This is a genomic window from Pseudomonas sp. zjy_15, assembly GCF_043101865.1.
GTDB lineage: Bacteria > Pseudomonadota > Gammaproteobacteria > Pseudomonadales > Pseudomonadaceae > Aquipseudomonas > Aquipseudomonas putida_Y.
Genome location: NZ_JBICII010000095.1, coordinates 83,197 through 98,379, shown reverse-complemented (window position 1 = coordinate 98,379; position 15,183 = coordinate 83,197). Strand labels below are relative to the sequence as shown.

At 62.4% G+C, this 15,183-nt stretch carries 12 protein-coding genes and 1 other RNA gene; 9 read left to right on the top strand and 4 right to left on the bottom strand.

What is annotated here, in order from left to right:
- Positions 1–99 precede the first annotated feature (99 nt).
- Positions 100–657 carry a nucleotide exchange factor GrpE gene (gene grpE, locus ACF8EF_RS17285; RefSeq protein WP_012053755.1) on the bottom strand — a complete coding sequence of 186 codons (558 nt, stop codon included), beginning with the start codon at positions 655–657 and terminating at the stop codon, positions 100–102.
- Positions 658–849: 192 nt separating this feature from the next.
- Between grpE and recN the strand changes: the two genes are divergently transcribed.
- The gene (recN, locus tag ACF8EF_RS17280; protein WP_339443694.1) at positions 850–2,523 is read left to right on the top strand and encodes a DNA repair protein RecN; all 1,674 of its coding nucleotides are present in this window, start codon (positions 850–852) and stop codon (positions 2,521–2,523) included.
- Positions 2,524–2,712: 189 nt separating this feature from the next.
- Here recN and fur read toward each other — a convergent pair whose 3' ends face one another.
- Complete coding sequence (gene fur, locus ACF8EF_RS17275; protein ID WP_003249922.1) at positions 2,713–3,117, bottom strand: ferric iron uptake transcriptional regulator; 405 nt, start codon at positions 3,115–3,117, stop codon at positions 2,713–2,715.
- A 97-nt stretch (positions 3,118–3,214) separates the two neighbouring features.
- On the opposite strand from fur, the gene ACF8EF_RS17270 reads away from it, so the two are divergent.
- Positions 3,215–3,751, top strand: a complete 537-nt coding sequence (locus tag ACF8EF_RS17270; protein ID WP_176685384.1) for an outer membrane protein assembly factor BamE — start codon at positions 3,215–3,217, stop codon at positions 3,749–3,751.
- 61 nt (positions 3,752–3,812) lie between these two features.
- Here the strand turns inward: ACF8EF_RS17270 and ACF8EF_RS17265 are convergent, their stop codons facing one another.
- On the bottom strand, positions 3,813–4,247 hold the full coding sequence (locus tag ACF8EF_RS17265) for a type II toxin-antitoxin system RatA family toxin (protein WP_003249916.1): 435 nt from the start codon (positions 4,245–4,247) through the stop codon (positions 3,813–3,815).
- Between the two features lie 163 nt (positions 4,248–4,410).
- On the opposite strand from ACF8EF_RS17265, the gene smpB reads away from it, so the two are divergent.
- Positions 4,411–4,893, top strand: coding sequence for an SsrA-binding protein SmpB (smpB, locus tag ACF8EF_RS17260; protein ID WP_014592415.1), 483 nt, complete (start codon positions 4,411–4,413; stop codon positions 4,891–4,893).
- Positions 4,894–5,385: 492 nt separating this feature from the next.
- On the opposite strand, the gene ACF8EF_RS17255 is transcribed toward smpB, so the two are convergent.
- On the bottom strand, positions 5,386–6,153 hold the full coding sequence (locus ACF8EF_RS17255) for an FCD domain-containing protein (protein ID WP_021784338.1): 768 nt from the start codon (positions 6,151–6,153) through the stop codon (positions 5,386–5,388).
- A 256-nt stretch (positions 6,154–6,409) separates the two neighbouring features.
- On the opposite strand from ACF8EF_RS17255, the gene ACF8EF_RS17250 reads away from it, so the two are divergent.
- From ACF8EF_RS17250 to ACF8EF_RS17225, 6 genes are all read left to right on the top strand, one after another.
- Entirely contained in the window at positions 6,410–8,080 is a 1,671-nt protein-coding gene (locus ACF8EF_RS17250; RefSeq protein ID WP_084850164.1) for a lactate permease LctP family transporter, read from the top strand.
- 62 nt (positions 8,081–8,142) lie between these two features.
- The gene (gene lldD, locus ACF8EF_RS17245; RefSeq protein ID WP_339534277.1) at positions 8,143–9,288 is read left to right on the top strand and encodes an FMN-dependent L-lactate dehydrogenase LldD; all 1,146 of its coding nucleotides are present in this window, start codon (positions 8,143–8,145) and stop codon (positions 9,286–9,288) included.
- A 75-nt stretch (positions 9,289–9,363) separates the two neighbouring features.
- Complete coding sequence (locus tag ACF8EF_RS17240) at positions 9,364–12,174, top strand: FAD-binding and (Fe-S)-binding domain-containing protein (protein ID WP_209963384.1); 2,811 nt, start codon at positions 9,364–9,366, stop codon at positions 12,172–12,174.
- Positions 12,175–12,479: 305 nt separating this feature from the next.
- Positions 12,480–12,770: a hypothetical protein gene (locus tag ACF8EF_RS17235; RefSeq protein WP_103469000.1), complete on the top strand. Its 291-nt coding sequence runs from the start codon at positions 12,480–12,482 to the stop codon at positions 12,768–12,770.
- A 99-nt stretch (positions 12,771–12,869) separates the two neighbouring features.
- Positions 12,870–13,268, top strand: a transfer-messenger RNA (tmRNA) gene (ssrA, locus tag ACF8EF_RS17230).
- A gap of 187 nt (positions 13,269–13,455) precedes the next feature.
- Complete coding sequence (locus ACF8EF_RS17225) at positions 13,456–14,712, top strand: integrase domain-containing protein (protein ID WP_392529271.1); 1,257 nt, start codon at positions 13,456–13,458, stop codon at positions 14,710–14,712.
- Positions 14,713–15,183 lie beyond the last annotated feature (471 nt).

The following is a 15,183-nucleotide window of genomic DNA, read 5'->3' as shown; positions in this document are numbered from 1 at the left end:
TAACTCTCCCGAAACTTGAATTTGGTAGCAGCGACTACTTTGGCCAACTGCGGTAATACTTGAAGGCTTGACACCTAGATGGGGATGCCCGGAAGGATTTCAAGCCTTTTCATTGATCGAGGGTTGCGCCGCGCTCGGCGCCTTGCTGACCACCACCATGGCGGGGCGCAGCAGGCGGCCGTTCAGCAGGTAACCCTTCTGGAACACGTTCAGCACGCTGTTTGGCTCGACCTCGGCGTTTTCCTGCATGGCCATGGCCTGGTGGTGCTCAGGGTTGAACGGCTGGCCGTGCGGGTCGACCGCTTCAAGGTTGTAGCGCTTGAGGGTGTCCTGGAACATCTTCAGGGTCAGCTCGACACCTTCGCGGATCTGCTTGACGTGCTCATCCTCGGCACTGGAGTGAGCCAGGGCCAGCTCCAGGCTGTCGATCACCGGCAGCAAGTCGCTGGAGAACTTCTCCAGGGCGAACTTGTGGGCTTTTTCCACGTCCTGCTCGGCACGACGGCGTACGTTCTGCAGGTCGGCAACGGCGCGCAGCGCCTGGTCCTTGGCTGCGGCCAGCTGTTCCTCGAGCTCCAGAACACGGGTATCAGCTGCATTGCCTGCACCGGTTTCTTCCACGTTAAGGTCTTTCTCGTTCAGCTGCTCATCAGCCATGGGGTCTCTCCTGCGCAATTTTGTGGACTGCGAGCCAGGCTCGCCTTGGATGACGGCTATATGGGGCCGGAAAAACCAGGTTCAAGGGGCAAGGTGGTTTTCAAGGCTGCAACAGAATCTGCGAAGGGGCATTGGCAGGCCTGAAAAAAGTACTGTATAAATAACCAGACCTGACTTTCGGGAGCCGCCCCCATGCTGGTGCACCTGTCCATTCACAACTACGCCATCGTCGAGCACCTCGACCTCGAAATCGCCCGTGGCATGTCCGTCATCACCGGCGAGACCGGTGCCGGCAAATCGATCATGCTCGACGCCCTCGGCCTGGCCCTGGGCGACCGTGCCGACAGCGGCGTGGTGCGCCCCGGCACCGACAAGGCAGACATCCTGGCCACCTTCGACCTGGTGGACATTCCCGAAGCGCATACCTGGCTGGCCGAGCGCGACCTGAACAACGAAGGCCTGTGCATCTTGCGCCGGGTGATCACCGCCGAAGGCCGCAGCCGCGGCTACATCAACGGCACGCCCTGCCCGCTCGGCGACCTCAAGGCGCTGGGCGAACTGCTGATCGATATCCACAGCCAGCACGAGCACCAGTCCCTGCTCAAGACCGACACCCATCGTCGCCTGCTTGACGAGTATGCCGGTGCCGTCGACCTGGCACGCCAGGTACAGCTTGCAGCCAAGCGCTGGAACCAGACCCGCCTGGAGCTGGAGCGCCTGTCCAACTCGGGCGACGAGCAGCGCGCCCGCCACCAGTTGCTCAGTTACCAGCTGGAAGAACTGGACAACCTCGGCCTGGGCGAGCACGAACTGGAGCAGCTGGAACAGGAACACAAGAACCTGACCAGCGCCGAAGCCCTGTTCGGCATCTGCCGCCAGGTCATCGACCAGTGCAGCGAGAGCGATTCGGGCAATGTGCTCAGCGCCCTCACCTCCAGCCTCAACCGCCTGGGTGCCGCCACCAACTCGCCCAAGGCACTGAGCGAAGCGGCCAACCTGATCGCCAGCGCACAGATCCAGGTCGAAGAAGCCGTGGGCGAGCTCAACCGCTTCCTCGACAACTTCGACGCCGACCCGATGCGCCTGCAAGCCCTGGAAGAGCGCCTGGACACCATCTATACCCTGGCGCGCAAACACCGGGTGCACCCCACCGAACTGCCCCACCTGCAACAGCAATTGATGGAAGAGCTGGAAGGCCTTAACGCCAGCGACGAGTCGATCGAGCGGCTGGGCGAAGAGCTTGCCGCCTTTGCCCAGCACTATAAAGAGAAGGCGCGCGAACTCAGCGGCCTGCGCCAGCAAGCGGCGCAGCAACTGGCAGGCGCGGTAGAGCAGGAAATCCAGCGCCTGGGCATGCCTGGCGGGCGCTTCTGCATAGAGCTGACACCCAACGAAGGCACAGACCTGTCACCCCATGGCCTGGAGCAGATCGAACTGCTGGTCAGCGCCAACCCTGGCCAGCCACTCAAGGGCCTGGCGAAGGTGGCGTCGGGCGGTGAACTGTCACGTATCAGCCTGGCGATCCAGGTGATCACGGCGCAGACCTCGCGCATTCCCACCCTGGTGTTCGACGAAGTCGACGTGGGTATTGGCGGGCCAACGGCAGAAATCGTCGGCCAATTGCTGCGGCGCCTGGGCGAGCGCGGCCAGGTACTGACGGTGACCCACCTGCCGCAGGTGGCAGCGCAGGGGCATCACCATTTGTTCGTGCACAAGGTGCGCAACAGCGACACCACCCACACCGCCGTGGCTAGCCTTGGCAAGCGTGAGCGCGTGGAAGAAGTGGCGCGGATGCTCGGCGGCATCGACCTGACCAAGGAATCTTTGGCGCATGCGCGGAAGATGGTGGTGAGCGGCAAGGCCTGACCCCTTCTTTTCCAGGACGATTCGCGGGCACGCCCGCTCCCACAGGGTGATCACAGGATCTGAAACCTGAGGTGTACCTGTGGGAGCGGGCGTGCCCGCGAAGAGGCCGGCACGGACAACAAATCTTTTAGCCCCAGAATGCACAAAGGCGACCCGAAGGTCGCCTTTGCCATCCATAACGAAAAATCGTTACTTCTTCTTACGCACATACAGGACCAGATTGTGGTCCACCAGCTCGAAGCCATGCTCGGCCACGATTTCGCGCTGGCGCTTCTCGATTTCAGCATCCATGAATTCGATGACTTCACTGGTATCCACGTTCACCATGTGGTCGTGGTGACCGCCGTCGGCCAGCTCGAACACTGCATGACCGCCGTCGAAGTTGTGGCGAACCACCAGACCCGCCGCCTCGAACTGGGTCAGCACGCGATAGACGGTGGCCAGGCCTACATCCTCGCCAGCCTCCATCAGCGCCTTGTAGACATCCTCTGCACTCATGTGACGCTGCTCGGTAGAGTCGAGCATCTGAAGGATCTTGACTCGAGGCAGGGTCACCTTGAGACCGGCTTTGCGCAATTCGCTATTTTCAACCATGGTCAGCTTTCTCGCCGATGCTGCTTCGCAGCTTCTCTTAATACGGGTATGATCGGGGTTTACGTTGTCCAGCCAAGATAGTGGAAGTCGCCCACCGATGCAAAACACCAAGCTCTTGCTAACCAGCCTCACCCTAGTGGGACTGCTCGCACTCGCCGGTTGCTCGTTTCCCGGGGTTTACAAAATCGACATCCAGCAGGGCAATGTCGTCACGCAAGACATGATAGACCAATTACGCCCGGGAATGACCCGCCGGCAAGTAAGGTTTATCATGGGCAACCCGCTGATTCAGGATACCTTCAACACCAATCGCTGGGATTACCTCTACAGCCTGCAGCCTGGTGGCGGTAAGCGCCAGCAAGAACGCATGAGTGTATTTTTCAACGAAAGCGATCAACTGGTCAGCCTGTCTGGCGACTTCATGCCAGGCGTCAGCCGCGATCAGGAAATCCTCGGTGGCAGCAGCGACACCACCATCAGCCCGGCCACCGAGCCAGGCCAGACCGAGCAGCCGGCAGCGCAGCCTGAAGAAAAACCGGCCAAGCCAGGTTCGACCGAAGAGGCCATCCAGCGCGAGATCGACACCATCGAGACCACCCCGGTCCCGACCCCCGCACCGCTGGAAACCCGGTAGCCGGGAAGCAGGTGCAAAAAAGCCCGGACGTGTTCCGGGCTTTTTATTGCCGCCCGTTCAGTCAGGCATTCAGTTGCTTGGCACGCTGGCAGAACGCATCGACCAGCGTGTTGGCCGCCTGATTGAATAGCGGGCCCAACGTGGCACGCACAATCGGCCCGGCGTAATCGAAGGACAGGTCCAGGCTGATCTTGCAGGCCTTTTCACCCAGTGGCTTGAACACCCAAACACCATGCAGCTGGGTGAATGGCCCTTCTTCGAGATTCATCTCGATGGACTGCCCCGGCACCAGCACGTTACGCGTAACGAAGTGCTGGCTCATGCCACCCTTGGCCACTTCGAGCTTGGCACGCATGTGTGTATCGCTGGTTTCGATCACCGTCGAGGCCGAGCACCACGGCAAAAACTCAGGGTAGCTGGCTACATCGTTGACCAGATCGTAAAGCGCCTGGGCGGGGTATGGCAGCAGGGCGGAGCGTTGAATATGGGTAGTCATCCAGGCGTCACTTCCAAGGCTGGGTGGCGACGCTTCGCAGCGTGCCGAAAACAGGTTCTGTGCGTATGACAGGGTTTGTATTGTCCGGTATTCATTCCAGTGGCTCAAGCACACCGAAATCCCATAGCGGACGACGCGCGGACTTGCCTATAATGCCGCCCCTATGGCTAAGCAAAAAAAACATCCGACCGGGACCATCGCGCAAAACAAGAAAGCGCGACACGATTACTTCATCGAACACAAGTTCGAGGCCGGGCTGGTCCTGTCCGGCTGGGAAGTAAAAAGCCTGCGAGCCGGCAAGGCGCACCTGACTGACAGCTACGTGCTGCTCAAGGACGGTGAGGCCTGGCTGTTCGGCAGCCACATCACCCCGCTGACCACGGCCAGCACCCACGTCATCGCCGACCCTACACGCACCCGCAAGCTGCTGCTGAACAAGCGCGAGCTAGAGCGCGTGGAAGCGGCTGTGGCGCAAAAAGGCTACACCTGCGTGGCTTTGGCGCTGTACTGGAGCAAGCACCTGATCAAGTGCGAAATCGCACTGGGCAAGGGCAAGAAGGAATTCGACAAGCGCGACACCATGCGCGAGCGCGATTCCAACCGCGAGCTGCAGCGGGCTGTGCGGAACAAGGGCAAGGAAGACTAATCGGTCTTTAGCCTGTTCCGGCCTCTTCGCGGGTAAACCCGCTCCCACAGGAAGGGCACCAGATTCAAACCCGGCGCCTATCCTGTGGAGCAGCCTCTTCGCGGGCACGCCCGCTCCCACAGGAAGAGCACCAGATTCAAGCCCGGTGCCCATCCTGTGAGAGCAGCCTCTTCGCGGGCACGCCCGTCCCCACAGGAAGGGCACCAGACTCAAGCCAGGCGCTTATCCTGTGTGCGGCCTCTTCGCGGGCACGCCCGCTCCCACAGGAAGGGCACCAGATTCAAGCCCGGCGCCTATCCTGTGGGAGCGGCCTCTTCGCGGGCACGCCCGTCCCCACAGGAAGGGCACCAGACTCAAGCCAGGCGCTTATCCTGTGTGCAGCCTCTTCGCGGGCACGCCCGCTCCCACAGGAAGGGCACCAGATTCAAGCCCGGCACCTATCCTGTGGGAGCGGGCTTGCCCGCGAAGAGGCAGGTACTGCCCATAAAAGTCTCAGCGCCCGCTGCGCCGCTCCGCCCGCGCCACCCGCTGAGCTTCCTCGTGCGCCTCTTCCAGCACCTCCTGCACATACAAAATGTGCCGGCTGGACACCTCCCGCGCATCCTCCGCCCTGCCCTCGACAATCGCCAGGTACAGTTCCCGGTGCTGACTGATCAGCATGTCCCGGGTTTCGGTGCGCTGCTGGTACATGCCGCCGATGTTGGTCACCACGTTGCGCTTGAGCAGGTCGAACAACCCCCGGATGGTGTGCAGCAACACCGCGTTATGGCTGGCCTCGGCGATCGCCAGATGGAAGCGCGCATCAGCCGCGCCCTCCTCCGCACGGGTTACCTCGTCGAACCTGGCATAGCAGTCCTGCAACGTATCGAAGGCCGCCTTCAAGCGCGCCCGGTCCGGCTCGGTGGCACGCTGGGCAGCGTAATAGGCGCAGGACGCCTCCAGGGTATGGCGGAACTCGAGCAGGTCACGCTGCGCTTCGGCACTGTGCTCGAGCAACTGCAGCAACGGGTCGCTGAAGGTGGACCCCAACGACTCCGCCACAAAATTGCCCCCGCCCTGACGGCTGACCAACAGCCCCTTGGCCACCAGCTTCTGGATCGCCTCACGCAGTGACGGGCGGGACACACCAAACTGCTCGGCCAGGACGCGCTCGGCCGGCAGCCGCTGCCCCGAGGTCAGCGTGCCTTCCAGAATCATCCCCTCCAGCCGATCGACAATGTCGTCGGACAGGCGCCGCTGGCGTACCTGATCAAAAACCATCACATGCTCTCCACAAACCCCCGGCAAATTTCAGGGGGTGTCTATTCTCGCCGATCCAGGCCACGCAAACACCCATCAAGCCGCGATTTTCCCACCACATCAGATGCCCGCTCATCGGTACGCGACCAAAGTTTTGCACAGGACAAATTGACACACCCACGACAGCGCTTTTAACCTAGCGTCCAGCCATTGTAAATTGGTCTTACCAATTATCCAATGCCAGTGCCTGACCAACAACAATTAGGGGCCACCCCATATGCAAACCTGGCAACAACTCTATACCCCGCTTGGTAGTCTCGGCCTGTCCGCACTGGCGGCGGTCATCCCTATCGTGTTCTTCTTCCTGGCCCTCGCCGTGTTCCGCCTCAAGGGCCACGTAGCGGGCAGCATCACCCTCGCGCTGTCGATCCTGGTGGCGATCTTCGCCTTCCAGATGCCTGTCGACATGGCCCTCGCCGCCGCGGGTTACGGCTTCCTCTACGGCCTCTGGCCAATTGCCTGGATCATCGTTGCCGCGGTGTTCCTGTACAAACTCACGGTCAAGAGCGGCCAGTTCGAAGTGATCCGCAGCTCGGTGCTGTCGATTACCGACGACCAGCGCCTGCAAGTGCTGTTGATCGGCTTCTGCTTCGGCGCCTTCCTCGAAGGTGCGGCGGGCTTTGGCGCACCGGTGGCCATCACTGCCGCACTGCTGGTGGGCCTGGGCTTCAACCCGCTGTACGCTGCCGGCCTGTGCCTGATCGCCAACACCGCGCCAGTGGCCTTCGGCGCCCTGGGCATCCCGATCATCGTGGCCGGCCAGGTCACCGGTATCGACGCCTTCCACATCGGCGCCATGACCGGCCGCCAGTTGCCGCTGCTGTCGCTGTTCGTGCCGTTCTGGCTGGTGTTCATGATGGACGGCCTGCGTGGCGTGAAGGAAACCTGGCCTGCCGCCCTGGTCGCCGGCCTGAGCTTTGCCGTCACCCAGTACTTCACCTCGAACTTCATCGGCCCGGAACTGCCAGACATCACCTCGGCCCTGGCCAGCCTGATCTGCCTTACCCTGTTCCTGAAAGTCTGGCAGCCCAAGCGTGCGTTCAGCGAGGCCAAAGGCAGTGTCGGCGCAGCCGTTGTGCAGCCAAGCGGCAGCCAGCCTAGCCCGTACAGCTTTGGCGAGATCTTCAAGGCCTGGTCGCCGTTCCTGATCCTCACCGTGCTGGTCACCATCTGGACCCTGAAGCCGTTCAAGGCGGCTTTCGCGCCGGGCGGTGCGATGTACAACTTCGTCTTCAACTTCGCCATCCCGCACCTCGACCAGCTGGTGATCAAGACCGCACCGATCGTTGCCGCGCCGACCGCCATGCCAGCGGTGTTCAAGCTCGACCCGATCTCCGCCACCGGCACCGCGATCTTCCTCTCGGCGCTGATCTCGATGGCAGTGCTGAAGATCAACTTCAAAACTGGTCTTACCACTTTCAAAGAAACCTTCTGGGAACTGCGCTGGCCGATTCTGTCGATCGGCATGGTGTTGGCCTTCGCCTTCGTCACCAACTACTCGGGCATGTCCTCGACCATGGCCCTGGTGCTGGCCGGTACCGGCGCCGCGTTCCCGTTCTTCTCGCCGTTCCTCGGCTGGCTGGGCGTGTTCCTGACCGGCTCGGACACCTCGTCCAACGCCCTGTTCAGCTCGCTGCAGGCCACCACCGCGCACCAGATCGGGGTCAACGACACCCTGCTGGTGGCGGCCAACACCAGCGGTGGCGTAACCGGCAAGATGATCTCGCCGCAATCGATCGCCGTGGCCTGCGCCGCTACCGGCCTGGTCGGCAAGGAATCCGACCTGTTCCGCTTCACCGTCAAGCACAGCCTGTTCTTCGCCACCATCGTCGGCCTGATCACCCTGGTCCAGGCTTACTGGCTGACCGGCATGCTGGTTCATCACTAAAGTGAAAGGGGCCGGGCGCCGTCGTGCGCCCGGCACACCCACAAGCAACGCTGCGAGAATCCATGATCATTTCTGCCTCTACCGACTATCGCGCCGCGGCCCAACGCAAGCTGCCCCCCTTCCTGTTCCACTACGCTGACGGCGGCGCCTACGCCGAACACACCCTGCGCCACAACGTGTCGGACCTGGCCGGCATCGCCCTGCGCCAGCGCGTGTTGAACAACATGTCCGAGCTCAGCCTGGAAACCAAGCTGTTCGACGAAACCCTGAGCATGCCGGTGGCCCTGGCCCCGGTCGGCCTCACCGGCATGTACGCCCGCCGCGGCGAAGTGCAGGCGGCGCGCGCGGCAGCCGCCCATGGCATCCCGTTCACCATGTCTACCGTGTCGGTGTGCCCGATCGAAGAAGTGGCGCCCGCCATCGACCGGCCGATGTGGTTCCAGCTGTATGTACTCAAGGACCGCGGCTTCATGCGCAATGCCCTGGAGCGCGCCAAGGCCGCTGGCGTCAAGACGCTGGTATTCACCGTCGACATGCCCGTACCCGGTGCCCGCTACCGCGACGCCCACTCTGGCATGAGCGGCAGGAACGGCCCGCTGCGCCGCGTGCTGCAAGCCATGACCCACCCCGAGTGGGCATGGGATGTGGGCGTGATGGGCCGCCCGCATGACCTGGGCAACATCTCCAAATACCGTGGCAACCCCACCGGCCTTGCCGACTACATCGGCTGGCTGGGCAACAACTTCGACCCGTCCATTTCCTGGAAGGACCTGGAGTGGATCCGCGAGTTTTGGGACGGCCCGATGATCATCAAGGGCATCCTCGATGCCGATGACGCCCGCGATGCGGTCAAGTTCGGTGCCGACGGTATCGTGGTGTCCAACCACGGCGGCCGCCAGCTCGACGGCGTGCTGTCCAGCGCCCGTGCCCTGCCGGCAATTGCCGACGCGGTCAAAGGCGACCTGAAGATCCTGGCCGACTCGGGCATTCGCAGTGGCCTGGATGTGGTGCGCATGATCGCCCTGGGTGCCGACACCGTACTGATCGGCCGCGCCTTCCTCTACGCCCTTGCCGTGCATGGCCAGGCCGGCGTGAAAAACCTGCTCGAGCTGTTCGAAAAGGAAATGCGCGTGGCCATGGTGCTGACCGGTGCCAAGTCGATCAGCGAGATCACCCGCGACTCGCTGGTACGCGAACTGGGCGCCTGAACGCCTGCAAGAACCACCGCCTGAATGACCCGGGGCATGTAGCGCACAGACGCCACAGCCCCGCGAGGAGACTGCATGAGCCTGCCCGCCGCGTTCCTGCGTGATGCCGAGCGCCTGATCCCCGCCGAACGCCGCTTCGACGACCCCACCTCCACCCTGGCCTTCGGCACCGACGCCAGCTTCTACCGCCTGATCCCCAAGCTGGTGGTGCGCGTCGAGTCCGAGGACGAAGTGGTCGGCCTGATCAAACTGGCCCAGCGCGAGCGGGTGCCGGTCACCTTCCGCGCTGCCGGCACCAGCCTGTCTGGCCAGGCCATCAGCGATTCGGTGCTGATCGTGCTCGGCGATAACTGGAACGGCCGCGAAATCCGACGCCAGGGCGAGCAGATTCGCCTGCAACCCGGCGTGATCGGCGCCCAGGCCAACGCCTGGCTGGCCCCCTTCGGGCGCAAGATCGGCCCCGACCCGGCCTCGATCAACGCCTGCAAGATCGGCGGCATCGTCGCCAACAACGCCAGTGGCATGTGCTGCGGCACCGCGCAGAACACCTACCACACCCTGGCGGGCCTGCGCCTGGTGCTGGCCGACGGCACCCGCCTGGACAGCGAAGACCCGGCCAGCGTCGCCGCCTTCGAGAGCAGCCACGCCGAGCTGCTGGAAGCACTGGCCCGCCTGGGCCGCGAAACCCGCGCCAACACCGCGCTGGCCGAACGCATCCGGCACAAATACCGGCTGAAGAACACCACCGGCCTGTCACTGAACGCACTGGTGGACTACGACCAGCCGCTGGACATCCTGCAGCACCTGCTGGTCGGCTCGGAAGGCACCCTGGGCTTCATCAGCGCCGTCACCTACGACACCGTGCCCGACCACCCGCACAAGGCCAGCGCCCTGCTGGTGTTCCCCAGCGTCGAAAGCTGCTGCCGCGCGGTACCCGTGCTCAAGCAGCAGCCGGTCTCGGCCGTGGAACTGCTCGACCGCCGCAGCCTGCGCTCGGTGCAGAACATGCCCGGCATGCCGCTGTGGGTAAAAGGCCTGTCGGACAATGCCTGCGCCCTGCTGATCGAATCCCGCGCCGCCAGCCAGAGCCTGCTGCACGAGCAACTGCAGCAGATCATGGCCTCGATCGCCGACTTCCCGCTGGAACAGCAAGTGGACTTCAGCGAAGACCCGGCCGTGTACAACCAGCTGTGGAAAATCCGCAAGGACACCTTCCCCGCCGTAGGTGCCGTGCGCCAGACCGGCACCACGGTCATCATCGAAGACGTGACCTTCCCCGTCGAGCAACTGGCCGAAGGCGTCAACCGCCTGATCCAGCTGTTCGACAAGCATCACTATGACGAAGCGATCATTTTCGGCCACGCGCTGGAAGGCAACCTGCACTTCGTCTTTACCCAGGGGTTCAACAGCGCCGAAGAAGTCGCCCGATACCAGGCGTTCATGGACGACGTGGCGCAGCTGGTGGCGGTGGAGTTTGGCGGCTCGCTCAAGGCCGAGCACGGCACCGGGCGCAACATGGCGCCTTTCGTGGAGCTGGAGTGGGGGCACGACGCCTACCAGCTGATGTGGAAGCTCAAGCGCCTGCTCGACCCCAACGGCATCCTCAACCCCGACGTGGTGTTGAGCGACGACCCGGATATCCACCTGAAAAACCTCAAGCCGCTGCCTGCCGCCGACGAAATCGTCGACAAGTGCATCGAGTGCGGCTTCTGCGAACCGGTGTGCCCGTCCAAGGGCCTGACCCTCAGCCCGCGCCAGCGCATCGTCATGTGGCGTGACATCCAGGCCAAGCAGCGCGCCGGCATCGATACCCGTGAACTGATGCAAAGCTACCAGTACCAGGGCATCGACACCTGCGCCGCTACCGGCCTGTGCGCCCAGCGCTGCCCGGTCGGCATCAACACCGGCGAGCTGGTGAAGAAACTGCGCAGCCAGGCCGCCGACCACGCTAAAACCGCCGACTGGCTGGCCGAGCATTTCCACACCGCCCTAAGCGGTGCACGCCTGACCCTGACCGCCGCCAACACCGCACGCAAGCTGCTAGGCGCCCCACGCCTGGGCCGCCTGAGCGCCTCGCTGAGCAAAGCCAGCAAAGGCCGCCTGCCCCAATGGACCCCGGCCATGCCGCAACCGCTGCGCCCCCTGGCCTTCGGCGCGCCCAGCAATGACGCCCGCCCCCGCGTGGTGTACCTGGCCGCCTGCGTCTCCCGGGTAATGGGCCCGGCCTATGCCGACCGCGAGCAAAGCTCGCTGCTGGACAAAACCCGCGCCCTGCTGGAAAAAGCCGGTTACCAGGTGGTGTTCCCCGACAACGCCGACAGCCTGTGCTGCGGCCAGCCGTTCGCCTCCAAGGGCTACCCCGAGCAGGCCGAACACAAGCGCCAGGAGCTGATCACCGCCCTGCTGCACGCCAGCCGCGGTGGCCTCGACCCGATCTATTGCGACACCAGCCCCTGCACCCTGCGCCTGGTGCAGGACCTGGGCGAAACCCGGCTGGACCTGTACGACCCCGTGCGCTTCATCCGCACCCACCTGCTCGACCGACTGGAGTTTACCCCCCAGGACGAACCGGTAGCCGTGCACGTGACCTGCAGCACCCAGCACCTGGGCGAAAGCCAGGCCTTGATCGACCTGGCGCGGCGCTGCAGCAAACAGGTGGTGATCCCGGAAGGCATCCATTGCTGCGGGTTTGCCGGTGACAAAGGCTTTACCACCCCCGAGTTGAACGCCCACTCGCTGCGCAGCCTGAAGGACGCCGTGCAATATTGCAGCGAAGGCATTTCCACCAGCCGCACCTGCGAGATAGGCCTGTCGAGCCACAGCGGCATCGACTACCACGGCCTGGTCTACCTGGTAGACCGAGTCACCCGGCCACGCAGCCTCTAACGCGTTGATATAGGTGGGGAACGCTGTAGGATCTGTGTAGGAGCGGGTTCACCCGCGAAAGGGCCGGCCCTGCTGGCCAATCCCCACCCGCCGTCCACCGTCGCAGCCGCCTACACAGATCGGTGGTGGACACACATCGGGCGCCAGACACAGCCCCCCGTAGGAGCGGGTTCACCCGCGAACACCGGCAACGCCGGTGCCATCCCCACCTCAATATCGCCCGCCACCATCCCGATTGAACCCCCGCCAATCCCCCACAGTCCACCTTACAGGCCCACCTTCCAGAGGCCCCAGAGGAGACACCCATGAAAGGTACCGCACTTTCGGCCCTGTTCGCGGCCGCCACCCTGCTGGCTTCGCCGGTGTTCGCCGCCGATGACCTCTGCACCACCAATCTGCAAAAAATCGACAACAGCATGGCCACCGCCGGCGCCACCTCCGAGGGCCTGGACAAGGCCATCACCGAGCACGTCGACAAAGCCAAGGCCGCCCAGGCCTCGGGCGACACCAAGGAGTGCATCGCCATTACCAGCAAAGTGCTGGAGCGCCTGGAAAAAACCGAGAAAGGCAGCAGTAGCGGCAACGGCGGCGCATAAGCCCCAAAGCGGGCGACTGGACCGGCTGTCGACGTCGCCCGCGCAATGGCGTATACTACGTCTCACGTACCGTAAGGTGCGGTAGCGTAACGCTAGCGTGGGGCCGATTAGGATTCGACGCCGGTAGCGAAACTCTAGGTGCATGCCGAGTTGGTAACAGAACTCGTAAATCCACTGTTGCAACTTTTATAGTTGCCAATGACGAAAACTACGGCGCGGAGTACAAGCTGGCTGCGTAAGCAGTCCTCTTGACCCGTTGCTTCTGGTAGCTTCGGCTCCAGCAATCACTAGGGGATGCCTGTAAACCCGAACTGATTGTCATACAGAACAGGATCGTCGCGTAGCACGTTGTGGGCGAAGTGACTAAAACTTACACAACTCATCCAAAGCACCCTGCCCGTCGGGCGGCTGCGGATTAAATCAGTAGACACGGCTAAGCATGTAGTACCGACAGCGGAGTACTGGCGGACGGGGGTTCAAATCCCCCCGGCTCCACCAAATGATCAATCAAAGACGTCCACGGACGTCTTTTTTTGTGCCTGCGATCCAGTAAATACGCGGCCTCCAGCGCTTTTGCGGTCTTTCAAGAGTTTTTGAGTTCCAGCCATTCGGGTATTCCAGGCGGTATTCCAGCTCACCCGGTGCTAATCTTTGGAATACCGAATCAGTGCCTGAGGACAATCTCATGCCTGCTCAAAACCTCCGCCTCTCCGATCGACAGCTTAAGGGAGTCAAACCCGCGTCCAAGGATTATGTCCTCACGGACGGTGACGGTTTGCAGCTCCGAGTACGCAGCAACGGCTCGTTGCTGTGGAATTTCAACTACCGCGAACCGGTGACCAAGAAGCGCATCAACATCGGCTTCGGGACCTATCCCGAACTGTCGCTGGCGAATGCACGAAAGATGGCAGTCGATGCACGCGAGCTGCTCGCACAGGGCATTGATCCGAAGGTGCAGCGCAACACGCTGAATGAGGCCAAGCGCGCAGAAACTGAACACACCTTCGAGAACGTGGCCACCGCCTGGTTCGAGCTCAAGAAAGACTCGGTGACCCCGGCCTACGCCGAGGACATTTGGCGGTCGCTCACGCTGCACGTGTTCCCCGATTTGAAGACGACACCACTCACCAAAATCACCGCGCCGATGGTGATCGGATTGCTTCGTCCAATTGAAGCGAAGGGCAGCTTGGAGACGGTCAAGCGTCTAAGCCAGCGGCTAAACGAGATCATGACCTACGGCGTAAACTCCGGGCTGATCTTCGCCAATCCGCTCACCGGCATCAGGGCAGTATTCAAGAAGCCCAAGAAAGAGAACATGGCTGCGCTTCCGCCCGAAGAACTCCCCGAGCTCATGCTGGAGATCGCGAACGCCAGCATCAAACGCACGACCCGTTGCCTGATCGAATGGCAGTTGCACACGATGACTCGCCCCGCCGAGGCGGCAACTACTCGCTGGGCAGACATCGACTTTGAAAGGCGCGTTTGGACTATCCCTGCGGAGCGGATGAAGAAGCGCCGCCCACACAGCATTCCTTTGAGTGATCACGCTGTCGCGTTGCTGGAGTCACTGAAGACTCACAGCGGCCATCGCGAATACGTCTTCCCGGCTGACAGAAACCCGCGCACTCACGCCAATAGCCAGACCGCCAACATGGCGTTGAAACGCATGGGGTTCCAAGATCGGTTGGTGAGCCACGGCATGCGCTCAATGGCCAGCACCATCTTGAATGAGCATGGGTGGGACCCGGAGCTCATTGAGGTCGCACTGGCGCATGTCGACAAGGATGAGGTGCGCAGCGCCTACAACCGAGCCGATTACATCGAGCGCCGGCGCCCGATGATGGCCTGGTGGAGTGAGTACATCCAGAAGGCCGCCACCGGCAGCCTGCTCGCCTCTGCTTACGGCCAAATCAGAGACAAGAATGTGGTGCCGATCCGCTAGGGCTATACGGGCGCAATAACGGCGGCGACAGCAACTGAGCGCTTAAGATTCAGGGAAAACAGCCTCGTTTATCCGCTTGTCAGCGCGGGTCCATCCAAACAGGGCTGCAAAGCCGCCCTGTTTGGATGGACCTCACTTTGAAGAGCTAAAAGCCACGACGTTGTCCGGGATTTACCACGGAATTCCACAGATGGATAACCGCTTTTCACGTCCTCAAGGGCGCTTAATTTCGGCCCTTGACCGGGTTTATCCACAGGCGTAGAACTGGCCGTGCAAAGGCTGTCGATGACAGCACCCCAGGTGACCCGAACCTTAAAGGTCACGCCGCTCCCGCGGCGGTTCTCCCCAAGTACGATTCGCATCCGGCAGCTCGTACGGTCACTACCCATGTGATGGATGCTCTTACACATATGGTGCTCGTGCGCCAGACACACCGTACCTCACTGCCCTGCAGCAACCTATCCGCTTGGC

Bases quoted from the DNA above. Each gene is read 5' to 3' on its own strand.
- ACF8EF_RS17225 (WP_392529271.1), top strand. From the start codon at position 13,456: ATGCCTGCTCAAAACCTCCGCCTCTCCGATCGACAGCTTAAGGGAGTC.
- grpE (WP_012053755.1), bottom strand. From the start codon at position 657: ATGGCTGATGAGCAGCTGAACGAGAAAGACCTTAACGTGGAAGAAACC.
- fur (WP_003249922.1), bottom strand. From the start codon at position 3,117: ATGGTTGAAAATAGCGAATTGCGCAAAGCCGGTCTCAAGGTGACCCTG.
- ACF8EF_RS17240 (WP_209963384.1), top strand. From the start codon at position 9,364: ATGAGCCTGCCCGCCGCGTTCCTGCGTGATGCCGAGCGCCTGATCCCC.
- lldD (WP_339534277.1), top strand. From the start codon at position 8,143: ATGATCATTTCTGCCTCTACCGACTATCGCGCCGCGGCCCAACGCAAG.
- ACF8EF_RS17250 (WP_084850164.1), top strand. From the start codon at position 6,410: ATGCAAACCTGGCAACAACTCTATACCCCGCTTGGTAGTCTCGGCCTG.
- recN (WP_339443694.1), top strand. From the start codon at position 850: ATGCTGGTGCACCTGTCCATTCACAACTACGCCATCGTCGAGCACCTC.
- ACF8EF_RS17235 (WP_103469000.1), top strand. From the start codon at position 12,480: ATGAAAGGTACCGCACTTTCGGCCCTGTTCGCGGCCGCCACCCTGCTG.
- ACF8EF_RS17265 (WP_003249916.1), bottom strand. From the start codon at position 4,247: ATGACTACCCATATTCAACGCTCCGCCCTGCTGCCATACCCCGCCCAG.
- ACF8EF_RS17270 (WP_176685384.1), top strand. From the start codon at position 3,215: ATGCAAAACACCAAGCTCTTGCTAACCAGCCTCACCCTAGTGGGACTG.
- smpB (WP_014592415.1), top strand. From the start codon at position 4,411: ATGGCTAAGCAAAAAAAACATCCGACCGGGACCATCGCGCAAAACAAG.
- ACF8EF_RS17255 (WP_021784338.1), bottom strand. From the start codon at position 6,153: ATGGTTTTTGATCAGGTACGCCAGCGGCGCCTGTCCGACGACATTGTC.